Here is a 20,594-nt window from a genome sequence, read left to right as displayed (position 1 = left end):
CAGATACTTGCATTAATTCTCAAACAATCCTAAAAAAGCTGTGCAGCCTTCCGTGTCTCTTCTAGCCACTCCAATCGAATTGATTCTGAGGAGCAAGCTTGATACCACAAGCTTTTTGACTTGGTGACATCCGCTTCAGTGACACTGCGCTGGAACAGCAGTTTGATGCGGTGAAGCCATTCTTCATTAAGTGTTTTGGTGTCAGGCATCGGCGGTTGACCAAATTCATTACTCACACTTAAGTATATTAACGCATCTAACTTTAGATAGGTATCCTCACAAGTTTTGAAACTTTAAAGTGATTCAGCCAAAAAAACTAGCCATAAGGCAGAGGGCAAGTGCCTGTTCACACTTCATCAAGTCTTCATGAATAGGGGGTGACACCCCTCGTGCCTAAAGGTAATAATTAGGTTAGTAGATGCACCCTGATGATTTAGAGAGCCGCACAACGTGACTCTCTTATTTTTTTGGCGTTCGCGGTTCTGATTTATCAAACGCGAGCGGTGAGAGAGTACAATCTTCTCCTTCAAGATTCCATCCAAGCCTGAACTTAATTTGGTGTGACAGTTTCGAGGTGATCGCCAAATACTGTCACAGTTCAGCCAAGCTTATCAATCGCACACCAATTTACGGTGTGTAATACCGATAAGCCTCAGTCACGGAAGTAGAAACTAAGCTGTAATGACGCTATATCGTCCTTTGAGCTAATTCCTAAAATTTATGAAAGAGAGAACGTAAAAAATTGGCTTTTATTGAGAACGACCCCTAGTTGTTGCGAGTGATTGATAAGTCGATAAGCTGACTATCACCGATTAGAACACAATCTTCTTTACGTTACTTTGATACAAAACAAAACCGGCAGGTTCTTCTGGTGTTCTCTTGGCTTCTACCTGAAAAGTTAAGTAAGTTGGTGCAGCTAATGTTTAGGCTGAGATAAGCATCCTTTGTTGAACCACCATTTCGTTCAGCGCGTTGGGCGTGTGTCCCGATGGAAGAACTGGTCAATGAGTACAAGACGTGACATCTGTTTGAACAGCAGATACCCTAGCACTGCCAAGATGTGAGATTAATCAAAGGTTAGGAATAGTCGGTTCTCCAACCTTGAGTAACTGCTCTTTATCAAATACTTGTCTAACCACAATTTTTTAATAATAAGTCTTACTATTTAGAGAAAATAGAGTTAATATTCTAAGAAACTAATTCAAAAATTAAGTATTAGTTGACACAAAAATGTAGCCCTAACTATAGCAAGTAGTTAGGGCTATATTTTTGCTTTGTTACAGAAGACTTTCCTAAAACATTGCTATAAATATGACTGAATGAATTTTTCATTCTCTCAATAAGCGCATCTTAGTTAGAGAATTTTTCAAATATTTTGAAACCGATTATCAATCTGTATTTATTTGGGAAGAATTTTACCTAGCCTTCAGGCTCTCTGGCAATTTGCTTACCACCCAGCTCATAGGAAGCGGCAGATGAGGCTGTGTTAAGTCGTTGATTAGCTGATTTGCACTAACTTTTCGTAAGACTTATCAACCTGTAGCCTTTGTAAATCAATAGTTTTAAGTTGTAGAGCTATTTTTCCTACTTCTTATACTTTACTAATGTTTGTGGGAACCTGAGTTCAGTCAAGGTTCCACAAAAATATTTACAATAATATCAGTATTGAGGAAATAGAATTATGAAACCTATCATTGGATATGTTCGTGTCTCAACGGAAGAACAGGCAGAAACTCAGGCTTTAGACCAGCAAAAACACCGCCTCTTAAAGGCTGGAGCTGAAAGGCTCTATTGTGACATTGAATCAGGTCGTAACTTAGACAGAGAGCAACTGGAAAAAGTTCTAGACTTAGTTATTCGACGGGAAGTATCAGCCGTTTATGCTACCCGTTGGGATCGAATATCTCGGAATGCTCAACTTTACGAAGAAATCAAAAAAATCTTTCGAGATTCTGGAGTCAAACTCCAGTTACTCGACCAAGGAGAAGTTGACCTAACAACAGCGTCTGGAGAATTGAACTCAGACCTACAAGTTCTTTTTGCCGTTCATGAAAGTCGAATGTTGCGAGAGCGGATTAACAAAGGCTTTGAATACCGCAGGAGTCGAGAAGTCGCTTGGATAAGACCTCCTTGGGGCTGCATTATTGTTGATGAGAAATATGAGCTTGACCATTTACCTCTTCTCTACTGTTTACTCATTCATCGACCCAATAACTATCTCGCTCTTGCTGATGAACCTGATGATTCCGAGCAACTCATTTGGCTAAGTCGAGCGAAAATAGCCCGTGAATTTTTCGATTATTTTCTGCAAGTGAGAAAGCCGACTAAGCTTCTAAGGTATCTTCAGGACAACTATGACTTGCAAAAAAATCAGGACTTAACCTTCCCGGCATTAAAGAACTTCCCAACTTCCCGGAGAGGAATCCAACAGTGGCTACAAAACCCAGTCTTTCAGGGTCATACTGCCTATCAAAAGTTCAAAAAAAATGGAGGTGTTAAAACTCCTGATGAATGGGATATTCGCAGGAATACTCATCCAGATCATTGCCTCATAAGTGAAGAAGAGGCTAAGGAAATCCAAGCGATTCTTGCTGCTAATAGGAAACAGTTTGGACAACTCGATGCCACTTTTTTCTTAACTGGACATATTTTCTGTCAGACGTGTAAATCCAAGTGTGGATTAAAACGGGCGGGAGGGGGCCACGCCTATTATGGCTGTCAGCATTCCGCAACAGTTTGCCGTAACAGAAAATGCGTCAGGATTATCAAGATTGAGGAAGCCATTATTAACAAATTAGTCCAACGAGTTCGGGAAATTCATCAACTTCCCCAAGAGGCGATGAAATCCTCAAAATTAGTTGAACTCGAAAGGCAATACGAAGCTCTTGACCAAATTCCTGGCTCTGATTTTAATCCGGTACTGAAAGATGCCAAGACAAAACTTTTTAAAGAAATTGAAATAGAGCGGAGTCAGACTGATAATATCGCCACTCAAATGCTCTGTCATCCTTCCGCTAAAAAAATCAATTTTTGGTACAGCTTAACCCAAGAGGAGAGAGAAATATTCTACAACCAGCTTTTGGAGAGAGTCGTCCTTTTAGATGGAGAGGTAACTGAGGTTCTGTTGAAGGTTTAAGAAAGATGCTCAGGCATAAATCTATTAGTAATTGAGGTGAAAGCTCATGTCCAAATTAACTCTCTTGCGTTTTAATAAAGCGGCTCTTCGATTTGAGGAGGCTGAAGCCCAAGTTCGACAAGCCTGGAATCCCGCTTGTAATTGTCCCTCCCCTGGTGAGCGAATTGAGTGTGCCAATTGTCCCTACTATAAGCATTTAGGAAAACTCACTCAGCAAAAGCTTCATTCCTCACCCGAAAAGGTCTTTGCTGAGATTCCACCACCCTCTCCCTCTGACCCCTATTCTCTAGAGGTCAAGGAACAATGTTGGGAGATGTATCGGCAGGGTTACTCAGTTGAACAAATTCAAAGGCTGGTTGGAGTTCCCAGCCGCCGCACCCTCAGAGGCTGGTTGCGAGAAGTCGGACTGTCTTCTCGTTCGGCTGAATATCCTGAGCACATCAAACAACGGTGTCTGGAAATGTATGCTCAGCGATGCAGCCCTCGCGAAATTGAGAATGAAACGGGAGTGCCAGGGGACACCGTCACAGATTGGGCTATGCAAGCTGGGATATCGAGAAAGCGTAAATACTCTGATGAAACTCAACAGAATTGTTTCAATCTTTATTTAGAAGGTCATACTTCCGATGAAATTCATAAACTGACTGGGATTCCCACGATCACGATCAGAACCTGGCTTTGGAAAGCCGGTATCAGCCGAGGTCAAAAACGTTTTTCAAAAGCCGAAAAAAAGACTTGTCAAGCACTATATGAACAAGGTCAGTCACCCAGAGAAATTGAAACCCTTACTTCTATCCCTAGAGCCACCATCGGGTCGTGGGTGAGAAAAGAAGCTTGGACTAGAGGGAATCCGTCTCAGGTTCCTCCTGCTTACGAGTCGCCTTCTTTGTCGAACGAAGTTGCTCAAAAGTCCTCTCCAAGAAAGCCAGACGGGTATTGGAAAAACTTTGAGAATCTGGAGCAGGAAATTTTAGAACTCAACGTTTTGAGGGGTCAAATCGGTGTCATGCCAAAAGCTGTTGAACTCAAGCAGTTGGGGCGGGGTGACTTGATGAAAGCCATCTCAATGCATCACGGTGGCTACCAGTCGGTTGCTGAACGGATGGGGTTGGATTACGTTAAAAAACGGCATCGTTATTGGTACGACTTGGCTAATGTTGAAGCCGAACTTAAAGCTTTCATTGAGCAACAGGGTACTCCTGGTGTCATGCCCACTAAAAGGGAACTGGAAGAAGCCGGGAAAGGGTCTCTTGCTAACGCCCTTGGACTACATGGTGGAGTGCTAGAAGTTGCTAATCGATTGAATTTAGAGCTGTCCTATGATCGGAAACCACAAGGTCACTGGGACAATCCTGACAATCTTCGGCGTGAAATCGAGCCGGTGGCTCTTCAACTGGAGATTCCAGGACTCCTACCCACTGATGAACAACTCTAGCCAGCTCAATGCAGCGATTTGAGCTGTGCCATTGCCAGGAATGGTGGATGGTCATCCAGTGTAACGCTCCTGATGCGATCGCTTCTCTCATTGGTCAAAACTAGTTTGTGCCAAACTAATCCCCACAACGAGGCTCAAACCAATTTATGCACTTGGTGCATAAATTGGTCAAAATCGATTTCCGCCAAACTAATCCCTGCAAGGAGGCTGAAACGAAAAGTGCATTTAGTGCATTGATGCACACAAGCTTAGTTAGCGTTTCAACACCTTTTCCCCCATCCAACTTATGCGATCGCTTTTTGATGAGGCAGGTCGTCTTTGAGTGATTAGGCGACTTAGGCTAAAAGTCCGATAGCTAACCATCCTCACTTCAGTGTCTAGCCGTTAGACACCAAATCAAGAAATTAAGAGGGTGGTAGGGTAGCCTTAGTCAGGAAATTTGGGTATGTTGACTGAGGCTAAAATCCCCACAGCTCTCCGAATTCATCAAAGTAAAATCCCCATTGCGGATTCCCCTCAATTAGTCGCTGGATTTTCTTAGCGGTCACGGCACGAGTTTCGGCATTAGTTAGAAGCGAGCGCAGATGTTCCAGGGAGGGTATCTCTTCTCCCGCTGGCAGAACCAGGTTTAATTCCTCGTCCATGACGTACCATTCTGGATTCGCTTCAATCACACGTCGAGCCAACGATGCCGCCAACTTGCCACCGTCAAGTTGCTGCTGTAGGTCAGACAATGGCAGCGGCGGTGCGGTTGGTTCGTCCGTTGATTCTGGCTGTGGTTCTGTAACGGCAGGTTCACTGGCTAATTCCTTAGCAGGCTCCAGGTCATCAACATCGGCATCGGCCGTGGTAACTGGTTCGGATTCTGTGACCGCAGATTCAGTGACCAATTCCTTCGCTGGCTCTAGCTCGGCTGTAGCAGAGTTCAGCTTGGCAGATTCCGCTAGACCTGGCACTTGCAATTGGATACAGCCAGCTTGCAAAGATGCCATCGCACTTGCTGCCTCCTCCAAACTTACCTTGCGGTCGGGCAGGAGTTCTGGCGGTACATAAGCGCTGGAGACACCGAGCTGCTTCTGCTTTTCCCAATCCTCAGCACATCGGTTGATGGTGCGCTTGAAGGATTCCCACTGCGCTCGCGCCAAATTAACATTCTTGAGTTGCTGGTATGAGGAAGCGATCGCTTCCTCATCGGTCATCCCCGTCTTTTTGCTTCTGGTCTTCAGATAGGTCACAAACTGCTCAAACGGTTGTCCTGGTGCAACCTCCCACTCCTGCTGTTCACAGCGACCTAACAACTCACTGCGACGATATTCATTGAGGTACTCACATGGTTCGCCAGCATTGATGCCCTTCACAATGGCACTAGCCCAACCGACTGGTGAAAGTACCTCTCCCTTCGTCTTCCCTAGTATCAAGAGTGCTTGGTAAAAGTCCTCACGCTCTGCCTGGGACTGAAAGCCAGAAGTGCGCTCTGCACGGCTGTGTAGCGCTTCGCTATCGCCTTTCAGCTTAGGTAGTGGCTTTACATCGGTTTGAACCACTTCAACACACGTTGCTGTATTTACAGCAGTTTGTGATACTTCGTCACATTTCAACACAGGCACAGCGGAAAATTGTTCTTCACTCTTAACTTCTTGTTCTTGCAATATCTCTGGTGTGTCATCGAACGAAGTGGTTGAACCCTGTTCTACTTCATCTTCAGCTTCCCAAGGGTCTTCCAGCTCTGGCACAGAGTTTATTTCTTCTCGCTCTTGTTTGAGAGAGCAGGAATCTGTGCAGGAATCAGAGGAAGGAATCTGTGTATGTGTTTCAACAGTGAAACGTGAGGTTTTAGAATTGATACTTGGTGTCCCACTATTGATCCCCGACGTTTCAGGCTTATCAACTGGGGAGTTTTTGCGAGTTTTAGCCTTTTTGGGAGAATAGAGTTTCTCCAGGGCTTCTTCAACGCGATCGACATGGAGCAGATATTGATGAGTCTTGTCCTGCCCATTGCGTCGGTTCTCTTGGCGAGCGTTTTTCCGAATAGAGAGGAAGCCCAGCTTCTCCAATAAGTCAAGTGCAGCTCTTATGACGTGGAGGGTGTAAGCTCCCATCAGGTCTTCCCGGATATCTCTGAGCGGCTGGTAAACCCAGCGGGTCGGGTACCTTAATTCTTTCCATTCGTGCCAGTGCTTGAGATAGCTAATCATCGCTACGGCACAGCACCTAACTTGTGTGCGTGAATTTAATGCCAGTTTGTCTAATAAATCTTTGTGTTCCCTTCTTAGTAAGGAAATTGGGCTACGTGGTTTTTCGGCTAGGGATGCGGTCATGACTTCCTCATTGGCGATCCAGAGGAAGAGTGATAGACTTGAAGCAACAGTACTTCTGTCTGTGACTCCCCTCTGGGGTGGTTATGTAGCCAGCGCTCAACACTCCGCAAAAAGTAATAGAGCGCTGGCTAAATTTTTGTGTCTACGTGTCTAACGGTTAGACACGTTCTTCTTCTACAGGGGCGATCGCTACTTAAACTATTGTTCGCACCTGAATTGGCTCGTAACTGTGAAGAGTTACAAAGCGTTTGGCTCTTTTAGGATGCCCAAACTCGTAACCTCAACAGTATCACGGAGAATTCCCTTCTTTACCTCCTTTCTTCCCCCTGCTTTTGCCCCCGGTATTACCAGAGGCGGGGGAGCGTTCTTTTACATAGCTCTCAATAAATTCGGTCAATACATCGCTCATGTTTTTCCCTTCTTTGGCGCAGACGGACTTGAAATCATTTCGGAGCGATTCAGGTACAAACGCTCTTAGCGCCACTATTTTTTCTTTTTCTTCAGTCATTAACGTTATGACAGTTTGAGTCATAACGCCAATTGTCTCACTTAAGTCTTTTTATGCCGACTGACAGTGTTGACAGTACTGACAGTATAGCCTAAGCTGACAGACATAGACGCAAAAGGAACAGGGGTAAGCGCAAAACGCAATCAAGCGGATACCAGTATTAAAGGGTTGCAAGCCCTGCCTAAAGCGCCTTCAATGCCAGCAAACACAAGGCATCTAGCCATTTTGAACCATGAAAACTGAAGAACACTTGGAGACGCTTAACGGATACATCTATCCATCTCCCAACGTACAGAGCTATCCGCAGATGTCCCAGTTACGTCCATGTGTAGCCTTTGATGGTGGGAATCGTTTCATCAAGTGGGTTGACCCTGAGAATGAAGTCCGAATGATTCCTAGCTGCGTTAAGGAAGTTACTGAGACACAGTGGAAGCGCATCAAACCAGACCCTCAAACAGTTCTGATTGAGGTTGATGACAAGCGTTACGTCATTGGGCGACAGGCACAGGAACTTGACGGTGAACCCGTCTTTCAGCACAACAAGTGCGAATTAGCTGAAATCATTGCCCTAGTTGGTATTGAGCCTAATCCAGGATTCGATTACGTCCACATTGCCAAATTTGCGATCGCACTTCCGAGCGACACAAACGACTCTGATGTTGAAGCACTTCGTAGGCTGGAAAACTACCCAAACGCACGGGAATTCAAGCGCAATGGGAAGCACATCTGCTACACGATTGCTATTGTTGAACCCCTCAATGAGACTGAACCAGCATTTCTCTATGCCCAACAGCAGGGAATGTTTGCATTTCCTGACAATCCTAATGCCGTCTGGGACATTGGTGGAGGAACCTCAATTGCCAGAATCTACTTACCCTCTGAAACGATGGTTCAGGATGCAGAAATCATCCTGCCAGGAACTAAGGAACTAGCACAGCAGGTGGCGACCGAAGTGCAAGCGACATTGGGACTGAACTATTCACCAGCGCTGGCAGACATCATGGATGCGATCGCTCGTGGTGATTGTCTCTATGGCACAGCCAAACTCGATTTTTCTGCAATCTACCAAGACGTGTGTGAAAAGTGGGTTGAATCCGCCCGTGCCGAAATCCGCTCAAAGTGGGCTAAGTATCTCCCCAATCTGGGTGAAGTCTTGATAGTTGGTGGTTCCGCGAACCTAGCCGCACCGATCTGTGAGGCATCTGGTGATTGTTTTTGGATTGCGCCTGAACCTCAACTTTTCAACATCATTGCAATGGCTCACATATCAGGAGGATTCAATGGCTAATCAAACTCGAATTGTGCTGGATGCTGACGATAGACCTAAGGCAGAAAGAATCCTTGAGGCGACGGGAATCAAAACATTCAGCCAATTATTTTCTATCTTCCTCATCAACTATGGCGACCACTTGGTTAGCGCTCTGAAGGCAACCCCGGTTGCTCCACCACCACCTGTAGCCATGCCTGCATTAGTGCAAACAAAACAGATTCATTCTATTGAAGCACCTCGCCGAGCCGTACAGCGGCAACCAGGTATTAGCAGTTTCTAAAGGAGACTTAACAATGCTTAACTTCTTGAGAAAGCTCAGGGAACGATGGTCGGTCGAACAAGCCTGCCGCCAAACCCTTGAGATTTACAAGACCGGGACTGCTGAAGAACGCCAGCAGATTGAGGATTTGCTCTGGGAAGTCGGGAGGCAGAAGGGCAATATGGGCGAGGCAGAGGCAGTCGTCAAATCGCTCAGACAAACACTTTAAGTAGCTCAAATCAAAGGAAGTAAAAGTGACTGAAGAAACCTCATTGACCTTACAAATCCTGCTCGGTGTTGACGAATCCACAATCCAAGAGTGGTTTGAAATTGTCAAGCAAGCTTATCCCCAGATGGAAGGTGAATTTTACCCCCGTTTTCTTGGCATGGCTATGGGAGCAATAAAGAGTGCTTTTGAAGCTAGCTACCCAATAGAGAAGTGGATTGCAGAAACTCGTCAAATGAACGGAGTGGATTGATGATTGCACCAGAAGATTGGACACAAAGACTCAAAGAGAATCCACCTGACCCACTAGAAGCCATCCGGCAGGAATATGAAGGGTTTCTCTCGCAATTGGAGGGATTAGCAGTAGAAGCAATCGCTACTAACGACTGGACTAACTTCTATGCCCATCTTGTGAACTTCCAGAATGAGCATGACCTTCATGGTGAAGCGCTAATTGCTATTGGAGCAGAAGCCAGCGGTGACGAATTGGACACTCCCACCACTGGCTCTCTCCCAAACGACCGAACAGTAAACCAATCGTAAGGATTAATTAAATCATGACTCACCCAATTGGCTATCACACAGGCTACGACCCAAAAACTCAATCTCCTGAAGTCCTGCACAACCTTCAAGAACGCTTTGGTTCTCAGTTACAGCAAATGACCTACGAACAAAAGATTGTCTTCCGGGCAGCATTAGCCGACTACATTGCGAACAAGCCAGTCCACCAACCTAGTCCTCATCCCGAAGAAATCACCCTTATTGATTGCTGTATTGAATCGGCTGGTGTGGATTGGAACATTTGGGACGAAGACCCCGAATTAGTTGAGTACATCCAAGCTTGTAGCCAACTTTCTGAGGGCAACATTGAGGGCTTGATTGAAGCTCTGACTGCACAGATTGGAGGCAAAGTCTACGCCTCAAGAACCCACACAGATCATTGGGAAGTTAGTCTCTAGCCCTAGAGAAATGCCCCTAGCCGTAACTAGGGGCATAGAAGAACTATGCAAACCAACACATTTCGACTGGTGACTACTGGCAGCATTATCGGCTTAATCGGCACAGCTCTAATTACCACTTCCAAGGCGACATTTGACCACGCTAGTTGGTGGCATACAGAACAGGAAAAGACTGAAGCCGAGAATGCAAAGGCGATCGCTGATGCCTACCAAGAAAACCAGATTGCCCACTTTAACCAGCTAATTGTTTCTAACTACACCCTCAACAACACTCCACCTCATCTTGATTGGCAACATACCGTCAACAAGAGTGAAAAAACTGTTGTTTACGACCGCTACAGGAAGTGTATCGGGTACGCCTACCAAGGGGAATTCTACTTCACGCTTTACTACAAAGGAGTTTGCGACTAATGGCACTTGGCTCTAAATCTTCAACAAACGGACATCGCAGCACTACTACTCAATCACCTGGAAGTGATGCGGCATCAGGTATCAGTCGGGTACTGGTCTTGATTCTGACCGTTCCAGCTCGTCTGATTAACTGGCTAACGACTCCACCAGGAAACGCGATCATGATTGGCTTAGGAGTCCTGTACTTTGGGTCAGTCAGTGCTGAGGGTTACTGGCAAGCAATGAACGCAAATAACCCCGCCTTTGTCCCTAAGCCTTTTGTAAGTGACGGAGCCGACCTAAGGTACATTTTTACGGCTATAATCGCCCCTTCATTCTGGATGGCTGCGGTAGTGAGTCTGATTGTGCAGGGCATTCAGGCTTTTGTACTGCGTGAAATCGACATTGCTAAGGCGAAAGCTGAGTATGAGGCGATTAAGGACTACCGAGTACCTGACCCAGAAGAAGGGCAGCTTGATTTAGCAGAGTATCGGAGGAAGCGCCTAAAGGCAGTGGGGATGCGTACTGTTAGAACTCGTGGCGCATTGATTGCCCTGACCTATGCGATTGATGCTGGTATCGCCTTTTGGAACTACCCCGTGATTGGGCAGAGTACAGGCGAGATGGTGATTAATCTGGTCTGGATTCTCGCCAGCATCTTTGGAACGGAAGCAATGATTAACCTGTTCTTCAATGCGATCGCACCGATTAAGCCACAAGTTGAAGTCCTCCCGAACTAATTGGCACTGACCACAAAGATTAACCCCTGGCGTGTACGCTCAGGGGTTTTCTCATCAAAAGGAGTTTTTCTTATGCACAACATTAATTCATTCTCTGAACTCCTGGCACAAGGGCAGATTACGGAAGCCTTGCAACTGCGACTCGAAGCGATCGAGGCATCAGCACGGCACTACAGACAGGATTTAGAAGCAGCAAAAGTTTCATCAGCCGCCTTGGGTGTTGTCGGGCTTCTGCTGTCAGCTAATCCCTTGGTAGCTGTTATCGCTGGCTGTGGTCTGGCTGGCTATGGGTGGACGGTCTTAAGAGACTACCAGAACACTAAGCGCCTGTGCTTACTCCCACTGGTCAGGAAGGGGGCAGGGGAATTACTCACGGGCATTGGGCTGGCAGCAACCAACGACCATCCGGAAGCCGATGACCCACTGCTTGGTGTGATTGGCTATGTAGAGCCGGAACTAGCACACGAATATGAGCTTGTGATGGTCGCAGAAGCCCAGTTGACAGGTTACTTAGCGCAGTTACCAGGTGAGTCAAGACTGAATGCTTTCAGGCACATTCTCAGGCATACACGGCTAAGGAATAGCCTCAAGCTTCCACCACTGCAAGATGTCGCGTTAGCGATCGCGTCTGGGACTGTCCCCAGTTCATCTCAATCTTTACCACCACAGCCGGGACCACTAGCGGAGGAAGTACCAACCATTGAAGTGAAAGCAACACCAGTAGAGGAAAAGCCGAGCGCACCTCAGACTGTTGAAGCCGCCGTGGTGGAAGTGGAACCGCAACAACCCAGCCAAAAAACGCCTATCACCGTTGTACTGTTTGATTTCTCACGCTTTCGCACTGAGCCTGATAAATTTGCTCATCTGCGGGTCATTGGTGGCACAGGTATTGGGAAAACTACCTTCGTTGATTGGCTGTTGGATATTTTAGGAGGTTCCCGCTTTGTTATTACCCCTAAGAAAAAGTCTTGGCACTGGGTCGGTCTGCAAGTTTATGGACTGTGGTTTGACTATGAAACTATTCGAGCTAAGTTGCAATGGATTCATGCAGAGATGTATCGCCGTTACCCTTTGATGGAACAGGGAGAAACCTTTGAAATAACCAATTTTGTAGTAGATGAATGGCGGCTCATCAATACCAATCTCAAGGCAATCAAAGAACGTGACCCAGAAACTAAACAGACTATCGAAGTGGCCCCTTCCGCTAAAACAATGATGAAAGATATCATCACCGTTGCCCGCGAGTCGATGTTACGTCTAATTGCCTTAGCACAAGGAGAAAATGTTGCTTCTTGGGGATTCGAGGGGGAGTCAGATTTAGAGGAATGTTTTACTGATGTTCGTTTAGGAGAATTCGCCATTGATTACGCTAAGTCTCTTCGCAATCAATGCCGAAAAGATGGGGAAGATTACGAATACTGGACAGCCGTTTTGAACGAACTAGAGTGGCAACAGTCACGCCGTACTAGTAAAGGTAAATCAATTCCGTGTTGCATGGTAGGAAAGTCTCCCGCACGAATCCCAGACTTAACAGATTGGCAGCGTAATTTAAGGGATATTAATTCAGAAGAGAAACTGCAAGACAATCTATCAATAACTGAGGCTTCCACTGAGCCTTCCCCTCAAGATACCCTTCCCGACCGGAAGCTTCCGGTCGAAAAAGCGGAAGGAAGCCGGAAGCCTGATGGAATCTCACTGGAAACCCTTTCTACTCGGTTAGCGTCAGCTCTAGACCCGGAAGCTTCCGATACCCTTCCACCCCTATTTGAGGGCTTAGACCGAGACGGGAAGCTTCTGATGCTCCGGCTGTTGCTTACAAAAAGATTGGGTAAAGAAAAGACGATTTTACTAGCATGGGGTGAAAAATCAGGTGGAAGAAATCATACTCGTTATCGCTATGCTTCTGACCTATTAGATGCAATGACTCAGGATTTAGAAGGACGGGGATTTAGTGAAGAAAACAATTGGAGAATAGGAGAAGAACAATGATTTTTATTGAGTGGTGTTGTTCAACGTGAGCGCTCGCAGCCGTTAGGGACTTGCAATACTATAGACCTGAAGAGTTCTTCATCGTAGAAAGAGCGGCATTAATGCGGTCAGTGTAAACACGGTATTGATAGGTGCGAATTTGCCCATTGCGCCCGTTGTCCGCCCTCAGGTTTTGGCGGCGCTCCAAGAACCCCAAGCGGATTAGCAGATCGATTGCCTGCCGGATAGCGTGGAGGCTGTATTCTCTATTTAAATCCTCGCGAATTTGGGTGTAGGTTCGACAAACCCACTCGTTTTTGTTGAAGGGAGTTTGGCAATTTTGCCAGTAGTGGACAATGTTAATGATTTTGGCACCACAACAGCAGACTCGTGGTTTTGTGCCTTTGGCTAGGTACTCTATTAGCTCTTTGTGTTCGTGGATGAACATACTAGTGCAGCGTGGCAGAAATAACTATAGCAATCCTAAATGATTCGTGAGTAATCACTATGGCTGGATATAGCCAGCATAAGGCGGAAGTAGTTCGTTTCTCACAAATGAAATAGGATTGCTATATCCAGTTGAATAGGGTTAAAAAGCTTAGTGTACAAGCTTTATTGCCTGGGAGCCTCCTGCATAACAGCCTCCTTGTACTGAGCCAATTGCTTACATTTCTTCGAGTTCCTTGCCTTTGGTTTCTCTCACCAAAAATGCAACGAAAAAGATTGAAATTGCTGCCGCGATGGTATAAATACCGTAGGCAGCACCTAGCCCGAAGGTTTTGAGTAGGGGAGGAAATGTAGTGGAGACCAGAAAATTGGCAATCCACTGTATTCCAGCAGCGACTGAAAGTGCAGCGGCTCGAATTTTGTTATTAAACATTTCTCCCAACAGCACCCAAACGATCGGTCCCCAAGAGAAACCGAAGAAAACTACATAAAGGTTAGCTGCCACAAGAGCAATGATTCCCGATAAACCAGGCAGACTGGGGGTGCCTGTAGCGGGGTCGATCGCCGCATTTCCAAAAACAACCGCTAACGTTCCTAGAGTTACGGTCATCCCGATTGAGCCTAACAGCAGCAGAGGTTTGCGACCAAACTTGTCTACAGTAGCGATCGCAATAAACGTTGTCACGATATTGACCACGCTGGTGATTACCGTAATCAACAGGGAATTGCGTTCTGAAAATCCGACGGCTCTCCACAAAACACTGCTGTAGTAGAAGATAACGTTGATGCCAACGAATTGCTGAAGGATGGATAGAGCCATTCCGATCCAAACAATCGGCAGCAGCCCACCCCGTCGGCTCAGCAGGTCAGAAAATTGAGGTTTGCGCTCGGTGAGAACGGTCTGCCGAATGTCCTCGACTTTGGACTCTACGTCACCGCCCCCAACCTTGGCAAGAACATTAGCGGCTTCGCGATGTCGTCCCTGAGCAACCAAATAGCGGGGCGATTCCGGAATCATCAAAGCGGCTACCCCATAGAGTACAGCTGCTGGGATTTCCGACCAAAACATCCAGCGCCAAGCCGTGGCTCCAAACCAAAACGGTCCCTCAGCTGTCCCCCCTGCACCTAGAGCAATGAAGTAGTTGCATAGCAGTGCCACGAAAATACCCACGACGATCGCTAATTGCTGGAGAGAGCCGAGTCTTCCCCGCAAGTGAGCGGGAGCCACCTCCGCAATATAAGCTGGTGCAATCACGCTAGCCATCCCAACTGCAATTCCACCCAAGGCACGCCAGAACATGAAGTCCCAAATCCCAAACGGAAGACCGGAACCAATAGCACTCAGCGTGAACATGACTGAAGCAACGATCATGGTCTTGGTGCGTCCGAGCCGATCGGCGATCGGTCCCGCAATGAAGGCACCCAGCGCCGAACCGAGCAACGCAGAGGACACGGCAAAGCCTGTCATTGCACTACTAATGTTGAATGTGTTTTGCAGTGCTGCAACAGCGCCGTTGATCACAGCCGTATCAAAACCAAACAAAAAGCCACCAAGCGCAGCAGCACCAGCAATTAAAATTACATAAGATGTATTCGGTTTAGCAAAAACATCTGGATTCTTCGGTAAAGATGATTTCATAATGCAGCCCTTACAGTCCTGATTTGTGCGGGCGGTTTAATATTAATTGACGTGCAATGGCGAGATGCAGAGCAGGCAACACAAGTACCTAAGAGCAGACTGTTCGAGCTGCCCTGTAAGATTAGGTTATGATTGCACCGATGCACATCAATAACTTACCTGCATCAGCCATAATGACCATCGCAAGGCAAGCTTATCTAAGCCTTGACATAACTTCGCAATGTTATGCCGTCTGAAAACCGCTGTAGTAGTAGTATGAGAACCTAGGTAATCGAGGGACATCAGGCATAGGGAATAGAACACCGGATAGTAGCACCATGCCCCATCCAGTACTAAAATTAATCTGACTCGTGCATTAATTTTTTTGACCCCATACAGCGCGATCGAATCTGAGGCAATGCGCTTGTAAATTTGGGAATCGTTTATTAGGCTTTTTCCCTTAATTGAATAAACCAAATCAATCATTTTTTGCTCACCCGCTCAACTGAGTGGGTTTTTTCGTGCCTATTAGCCAGAGTTATCAATCACAGGTTAATTCACGGTGTCAAATACCGATAATCTACGAAGTTGGAAGTAGCAGAATGACTGTAATCACGCTATCACGCTATATCGTTGATTGGGCTAATTCCTAAAAATTATGTAATAGAGAAGGGGAAAAGTTACCTCTTATTGAGAATGCTCCCTAGGTTGTTGCGAGTGATTGATAAGTTGAGAGGCTGACTTATCACCGATTAGAACACAATACTTTTTACGCTATATTTCTGCAAAATACGACGAGGGTTGGCATCATGAGTTACTCGTTCCTTGAACAAAGATAGTAATGTTCAGCAAGGATTTTAGGAGAGCTAGCTGTGTCAGTAATTCAGGTCAACGGAATTGATTTGTACTACAACATTCAAGGTTCCAGTGAAAACGAGTTATTACTGTTAATAGCAGGGTTTGACAGTGACAGTTCAACCTGGGCTGCAATGATGAGATCGCTAGTGAAGCAGTATCAGGTGCTTCGCTTCGACAACCGAGGAATTGGGCAAACTGAAGCGCCAAACAGTCCTTATAGCATCAAACAAATGGCGGCTGATGCAGCCGCGCTGTTGGATTACTTGAGTATTCCTCAAGTCCATGTGGCAGGTCATTCGATGGGTGGACAGATTGCTCAAGAACTGGCTTTGGCACATCCCGAAAAAATCCATTGTTTGATACTTCTCTCATCTTGGGCAAGGGGAGATGAAAGGTTTAATTCACTCATCAAATTGTTTGGCGACTTGACACAGAATTTAGAGGGAATACTTTATCAGAGAGTTCTCTTGCCCTGGCTGTTTACCGAGGCGTTTTACTCGACTCCAGGGGCAATGGAACAACTGATCAACTTGATTGAGAATCAACCATTTGAGCCAACACCTCATGGACTATATCACCAAAGCCGAGCTATTCTTGGCAGTGATACCAGTGATCGCCTTGCAAATATTCATTGCCCTACACTCGTTATGGTTGGGAAAGAAGACCTTCTTACTCCGGTCAGACTTTCCGAGCAACTAGCTCAAGGTATTCCCAAGGCTGAACTAGCTATCCTCGATCAGGGTGGTCACGCCTTGGTGGTAGAGTCGGCGGATACTGTAGCGAAGGTTATGCTTGATTTTCTGGCGAAGCACAGGTAACGCACTCTACCATCCACACAAGAATAACGCGGTCTAACGGAAGATACGCCCAGTTCAAACCTTCTCACGGCGATATTCGACTCGATACGGTATTTGACGATACGCAAAACCGCTATGCACTAATGCAAGTGGGTTGGGATAGAGGACGACGGGTTAGAGGAAATTTGATTTATGTAACTCTGAGTGAGAGCAAGGTTTGGGTGGAATATGACGGGATGGAACAGGGAATCCGGGACTTAGACAAAAACTGAGGCAAAAATGGATTCAAACCTAGACATAGAAGGGTTTTTAGCTCAAATGAGCATAAATCTAGCATTTACAAGGGTTTCAGACATTTTTAAGGCATCGACCTCTTTCTCTTGCTGCGAGACATTTTCAGCCCCTAAAGGGGCTAGAAAATGTCTAAGTCCCACTAAGTATTTCTGCCTGTCCATTGCGATTATTCTTCATTTAGTTGCTGAATTGTTAAAAGAGCAACATTAAAATAACGATATTCCGTTGTTCTGGCAATAGCCTCTCTCTAGAAGTCCTTTTAAGGAGTCTTGTTGAGAATTAGAATCAATAACCAGGTAGTAAATCATACTTTTTACGTCACTTCAGTATGAAATAAAAAGTACACCACAGATTGGTGTGAGGTGAGAGAGGTTATGCAGAACTGAACTGAAAATGTTTAACCTTGCCTTGATTGATAGCGGCTCTTGTTGGGCAAGTGCGATCGCCTTGAGCCTGGAAGGTCTGCTACGATAACTTTTTAAGATACCTATCTACGGATTGCTATTTGAGCATGTTCTCTAACTGCTAACTATAGGAACACTGACTTTAGCAACAAGCTTTTAGCTCCAAATCAAGCTTGACTACACCAGAGACATTCGTTATGAAGTGCTATCAGTTCTTTCTTTATGCCTGGAATGTACCTATCTGTCAAGGGAAATTTTGCTCTGAGGCTCAGGTCAAAAAAGCCGCCCAACAGTTAACCTCTTCAGTGAAATATCAAGTTGAATATAAAGAGGTTTTCCAGCTTTCCCCTCATCTACCTATATTTTCCTCTAATATCCTTAAGCCTCTTGATTTTCCACTACTAGTTTTGGTAGCTGGTCTTTTAGGACTTCTACTCGGAACCATGCTTCTCCCGGTTTTCTTGCCTAATCAAGCGAATCAAGTTATGGAGCGCTTATTTCCTTCTCAAGTTCTGTCCAAGTAAAGAGTATCTGCATAAATGAGTTTTGATGAGCGAAGTAGTGATTGAGATCACACCTAAGATGTAATTAGTGACAACTATTCTTGAAACATCTTCATTCAAACGATATACGCGAAAATTAGGCGCATTTAGTAGATTTGCAGAGGGATAAATAACTACTGCAACCATGACAGAGAAGCGGATAGACAAAAATCCGTATGATCTGGAGAAAATTCGAGATTTAATGAACAGAGTTCACCAATTAACTGTTGATGTTGAAACAAAAACAAAAAGTCGAAGAGTTGAGTTTAAGTTAAGTTTTACAACAAGAAAATCCAGATAATAAAATATTTTGATTTTCAATGTTTAAACCGGCGGGAAATAGAAGCAACTCTTTACCCTTAAGCGAGGCTTTACGGGAAAGCCTTAGTGCTTCACTGTAGCTAAAACATGTAAGAGGAATCCAGTGAGCGCTGTGATAGCAGACAACAATATTCACAGGTTCATCTCCCTCTAGGGGGAGTGGAAGCTGCCAGATCGAATTCATAAGTAGTAACTCTCACACCCTATCTCCATATAATTTTTACCTTTATCTATATACTGCTAACTACCTTTAGAAGTAAATTTTGAAAGGAATTCCCTTTTCGCTCTCTCTTGGAAATTTAAACCGCTTAGAGGAAGTGCTGCCCTACTTAAATCGTCAAGGGCAGTATGCTAAAGCCGTCGCACCTAACCTAATCTTGCTTGACCTTCATCTTCCTGGTCTTGACGGTCTGGAGATTCTTTCTCTGATTAAAAATGATCAGTGGCTCAAAATTATCCCGGTTATTGTTCTGACTGGTAGTGAGGCTGATGCTAAAACCGCCGAAGTTTATCACTTAGGTGCAAGTTGTTATGTTCAAAAGCCTACAGGGATAAAGGAGTTTGCTCACTTGGTGAACCTCATCGAAGAGTTTTGGTTAAAGGCTGTGAAACTTCCTCGATTAGATAATTGAGTGCTGACAAGTCGGCATTAACTAAAAACACACTCACAATTCTCGAAAGATATGAGGCGAGCGCTCTGTCTTTTGCTAAATGTTTTGAACCGCAACAGATTGAGGGTAATTAACCTGTGTTTTGTCTAGTTGTGTCAGATGTGATTGTTGTAATTTATCTCTAAACGACTTGACCTCAGTGACTTTTATCATTTGTCCTGGCTTGTCAATAGGTTCTATAGCAAAACTCTCCCACCAATCCGCTTGAATGCATTTCAGCACTACTTCTAGCTCGGAGAGGTCGCAGGTATTGATGTATTCGTACCTGCTAGGGCTAATCCCGTAAACGTTAATCGACTGATGCCACTGAAACTCGTTCAGGATGCACCTAATATCTTCTTCTGGCACTTCTGTTACTTCTACTAATCGCAGTAATCCTGTAGTTTGACTGACCAAAGTTTTGAGCTAGCTCCCCCATAAGTTAGGGGTTTATCGTTTGCCTTATCCCCCCTTCGGCAGCTGAGATGTCAGTTGTCGGGAATGGAGCAAGTAAGTGTAACGACTCGCTCAGGCGCTTGCAATCAGATAATCATCAGCCAGACCCAATAAGTCATTGACTTTAACTGGTACTGACTCCTGCTGGAAAAGAGGAAGCACATCTAGATTACTGAAATCATTAGGGTTGATGCCAGGAGGAAAGATATAGAACTGTTGCCCTAATTGCTGTCCCTTCCGGTGAAGCGCGAGCGCCTCAGCTAAAACATAAGACATGATCGGAACCCATCTGCCGCTATAAAAGTAGACCACGACTCGCTGCGAAGCGTACTCTTCTAGTGGGAGTGGGAGACTCCAAGGTGATATCACGCCAGACTGACCTTTTTACTTAAAGTATGTCAGTTTTTATTTTTGAACGATTTTGTGATTTAAGTCACTGCTCAAAAGTGGTATTTCTTACTAAAGGTTCCTTTTAGATGTTCTTAAGCTGCTTGCTTTGGGGAATCCTGAGCTTGGCAACAAGGTTTATCGCCTTTCTTACAGTTCTCTACTACAGGAATCGCTGTGAAATTTTATCGGTTTGTTGTTCGTACCTGGAATGTAACTGTTGGTCAAGGAAAATTTCGCTCGGAAGCTCAGGTCAGAAGAGTTGCCCAACAGCTAACCTCTTCTCTGGGAGATCAGGTTGAGTTTGAGGAGATTTCCGAGCTTGCCCCTAATTTGCCCGTATTTCCCTCTAATTCTTTAAAAAGTTTTAACATCTTTATATTTATTCTCGGAGCAAGCCTTTTAGGACTTTTACTCGGAATTATACTTTTCCAAGTTTTCATGCCTAATCAAGCGAATCAAGCTATGGAGCGGTTATTTCCTTCTCAAGTTCTGCCCAAGTCAAGTGGTATCGGCATAAATGAGTTTTGATGTGAAAATCTCCTTAAAATCAGTCGATTTTCTTGCCTTTTCTCGTTCTTTATACTTAGGGTGTAGATTTAACTGATTTC

At 45.2% G+C, this 20,594-nt stretch carries 24 protein-coding genes; 16 read left to right on the top strand and 8 right to left on the bottom strand.

Going from position 1 to position 20,594, the window contains the following annotated elements; genetic code table 11:
- Positions 1–29: 29 nt before the first annotated feature.
- Complete coding sequence (locus AC5JL3_RS17515) at positions 30–209, bottom strand: hypothetical protein (RefSeq protein ID WP_496075700.1); 180 nt, start codon at positions 207–209, stop codon at positions 30–32.
- Positions 210–1,681: 1,472 nt separating this feature from the next.
- Between AC5JL3_RS17515 and AC5JL3_RS17510 the strand changes: the two genes are divergently transcribed.
- Together AC5JL3_RS17510 and AC5JL3_RS17505 are read left to right on the top strand one after the other, a co-directional pair.
- Positions 1,682–3,136, top strand: coding sequence for a recombinase family protein (locus AC5JL3_RS17510; RefSeq protein WP_496075699.1), 1,455 nt, complete (start codon positions 1,682–1,684; stop codon positions 3,134–3,136).
- Positions 3,137–3,182: 46 nt separating this feature from the next.
- On the top strand, positions 3,183–4,571 hold the full coding sequence (locus AC5JL3_RS17505) for a hypothetical protein (protein WP_496075698.1): 1,389 nt from the start codon (positions 3,183–3,185) through the stop codon (positions 4,569–4,571).
- 458 nt (positions 4,572–5,029) lie between these two features.
- On the opposite strand, the gene AC5JL3_RS17500 is transcribed toward AC5JL3_RS17505, so the two are convergent.
- Both AC5JL3_RS17500 and AC5JL3_RS17495 read right to left on the bottom strand, forming a co-directional pair.
- Positions 5,030–6,889: a hypothetical protein gene (locus AC5JL3_RS17500; protein WP_496075697.1), complete on the bottom strand. Its 1,860-nt coding sequence runs from the start codon at positions 6,887–6,889 to the stop codon at positions 5,030–5,032.
- A gap of 289 nt (positions 6,890–7,178) precedes the next feature.
- Entirely contained in the window at positions 7,179–7,397 is a 219-nt protein-coding gene (locus tag AC5JL3_RS17495) for a RepB family protein (protein WP_496075696.1), read from the bottom strand.
- Positions 7,398–7,629: 232 nt separating this feature from the next.
- Here AC5JL3_RS17495 and AC5JL3_RS17490 point away from each other — a divergent pair, with 232 nt between their 5' ends.
- From AC5JL3_RS17490 to AC5JL3_RS17450, 9 genes are all read left to right on the top strand, one after another.
- On the top strand, positions 7,630–8,685 hold the full coding sequence (locus AC5JL3_RS17490) for a ParM/StbA family protein (protein WP_496075695.1): 1,056 nt from the start codon (positions 7,630–7,632) through the stop codon (positions 8,683–8,685).
- Positions 8,678–8,947 (top strand): hypothetical protein, encoded by a 270-nt coding sequence (locus AC5JL3_RS17485; protein WP_496075694.1) that lies wholly within the window; start codon positions 8,678–8,680, stop codon positions 8,945–8,947. The genes AC5JL3_RS17490 and AC5JL3_RS17485 overlap by 8 nt, the downstream gene beginning before the upstream one ends.
- Positions 8,948–8,960: 13 nt before the next feature.
- Positions 8,961–9,155 (top strand): hypothetical protein, encoded by a 195-nt coding sequence (locus tag AC5JL3_RS17480; RefSeq protein WP_496075693.1) that lies wholly within the window; start codon positions 8,961–8,963, stop codon positions 9,153–9,155.
- Positions 9,156–9,180: 25 nt separating this feature from the next.
- The gene (locus AC5JL3_RS17475; protein ID WP_496075692.1) at positions 9,181–9,405 is read left to right on the top strand and encodes a hypothetical protein; all 225 of its coding nucleotides are present in this window, start codon (positions 9,181–9,183) and stop codon (positions 9,403–9,405) included.
- Positions 9,405–9,695, top strand: a complete 291-nt coding sequence (locus AC5JL3_RS17470) for a hypothetical protein (protein ID WP_496075691.1) — start codon at positions 9,405–9,407, stop codon at positions 9,693–9,695. The genes AC5JL3_RS17475 and AC5JL3_RS17470 overlap by 1 nt, the downstream gene beginning before the upstream one ends.
- A gap of 14 nt (positions 9,696–9,709) precedes the next feature.
- Positions 9,710–10,111, top strand: coding sequence for a hypothetical protein (locus tag AC5JL3_RS17465; protein ID WP_496075690.1), 402 nt, complete (start codon positions 9,710–9,712; stop codon positions 10,109–10,111).
- Positions 10,112–10,156: 45 nt separating this feature from the next.
- Positions 10,157–10,522: a hypothetical protein gene (locus AC5JL3_RS17460; RefSeq protein WP_496075689.1), complete on the top strand. Its 366-nt coding sequence runs from the start codon at positions 10,157–10,159 to the stop codon at positions 10,520–10,522.
- Positions 10,522–11,241, top strand: a complete 720-nt coding sequence (locus tag AC5JL3_RS17455) for a hypothetical protein (protein WP_496075688.1) — start codon at positions 10,522–10,524, stop codon at positions 11,239–11,241. Before AC5JL3_RS17460 ends, AC5JL3_RS17455 begins: the two co-directional genes overlap by 1 nt.
- A 72-nt stretch (positions 11,242–11,313) precedes the next feature.
- Positions 11,314–13,230, top strand: coding sequence for a hypothetical protein (locus AC5JL3_RS17450; RefSeq protein ID WP_496075687.1), 1,917 nt, complete (start codon positions 11,314–11,316; stop codon positions 13,228–13,230).
- A gap of 58 nt (positions 13,231–13,288) precedes the next feature.
- On the opposite strand, the gene AC5JL3_RS17445 is transcribed toward AC5JL3_RS17450, so the two are convergent.
- The 3 genes from AC5JL3_RS17445 to AC5JL3_RS17435 form a co-directional block, all read right to left on the bottom strand.
- Complete coding sequence (locus tag AC5JL3_RS17445; protein WP_496075686.1) at positions 13,289–13,657, bottom strand: hypothetical protein; 369 nt, start codon at positions 13,655–13,657, stop codon at positions 13,289–13,291.
- A gap of 216 nt (positions 13,658–13,873) precedes the next feature.
- Positions 13,874–15,295, bottom strand: a complete 1,422-nt coding sequence (locus AC5JL3_RS17440) for a sugar porter family MFS transporter (RefSeq protein WP_496075685.1) — start codon at positions 15,293–15,295, stop codon at positions 13,874–13,876.
- Positions 15,296–15,442: 147 nt separating this feature from the next.
- Positions 15,443–15,760, bottom strand: a complete 318-nt coding sequence (locus AC5JL3_RS17435; protein WP_496075684.1) for a hypothetical protein — start codon at positions 15,758–15,760, stop codon at positions 15,443–15,445.
- A gap of 386 nt (positions 15,761–16,146) precedes the next feature.
- On the opposite strand from AC5JL3_RS17435, the gene AC5JL3_RS17430 reads away from it, so the two are divergent.
- From AC5JL3_RS17430 to AC5JL3_RS17415, 4 genes are all read left to right on the top strand, one after another.
- The gene (locus tag AC5JL3_RS17430) at positions 16,147–16,950 is read left to right on the top strand and encodes an alpha/beta fold hydrolase (protein WP_496075683.1); all 804 of its coding nucleotides are present in this window, start codon (positions 16,147–16,149) and stop codon (positions 16,948–16,950) included.
- An 11-nt stretch (positions 16,951–16,961) separates the two neighbouring features.
- The gene (locus AC5JL3_RS17425; protein ID WP_496075706.1) at positions 16,962–17,201 is read left to right on the top strand and encodes an element excision factor XisI family protein; all 240 of its coding nucleotides are present in this window, start codon (positions 16,962–16,964) and stop codon (positions 17,199–17,201) included.
- Between the two features lie 623 nt (positions 17,202–17,824).
- On the top strand, positions 17,825–18,151 hold the full coding sequence (locus tag AC5JL3_RS17420; protein ID WP_496075682.1) for a hypothetical protein: 327 nt from the start codon (positions 17,825–17,827) through the stop codon (positions 18,149–18,151).
- Positions 18,152–18,753: 602 nt separating this feature from the next.
- Complete coding sequence (locus AC5JL3_RS17415; RefSeq protein WP_496075681.1) at positions 18,754–19,122, top strand: response regulator; 369 nt, start codon at positions 18,754–18,756, stop codon at positions 19,120–19,122.
- A 75-nt stretch (positions 19,123–19,197) separates the two neighbouring features.
- Here AC5JL3_RS17415 and AC5JL3_RS17410 read toward each other — a convergent pair whose 3' ends face one another.
- Positions 19,198–19,557, bottom strand: a complete 360-nt coding sequence (locus tag AC5JL3_RS17410; RefSeq protein WP_496075680.1) for a hypothetical protein — start codon at positions 19,555–19,557, stop codon at positions 19,198–19,200.
- Positions 19,558–19,668: 111 nt separating this feature from the next.
- Complete coding sequence (locus tag AC5JL3_RS17405; protein ID WP_496075679.1) at positions 19,669–19,872, bottom strand: hypothetical protein; 204 nt, start codon at positions 19,870–19,872, stop codon at positions 19,669–19,671.
- A 288-nt stretch (positions 19,873–20,160) separates the two neighbouring features.
- Here AC5JL3_RS17405 and AC5JL3_RS17400 point away from each other — a divergent pair, with 288 nt between their 5' ends.
- On the top strand, positions 20,161–20,514 hold the full coding sequence (locus AC5JL3_RS17400; RefSeq protein WP_496075678.1) for a hypothetical protein: 354 nt from the start codon (positions 20,161–20,163) through the stop codon (positions 20,512–20,514).
- Positions 20,515–20,594: the final 80 nt, after the last annotated feature.

The organism is Symplocastrum torsivum (assembly GCF_059505465.1).
This window is presented reverse-complemented; position numbering and strand designations above follow the sequence as displayed.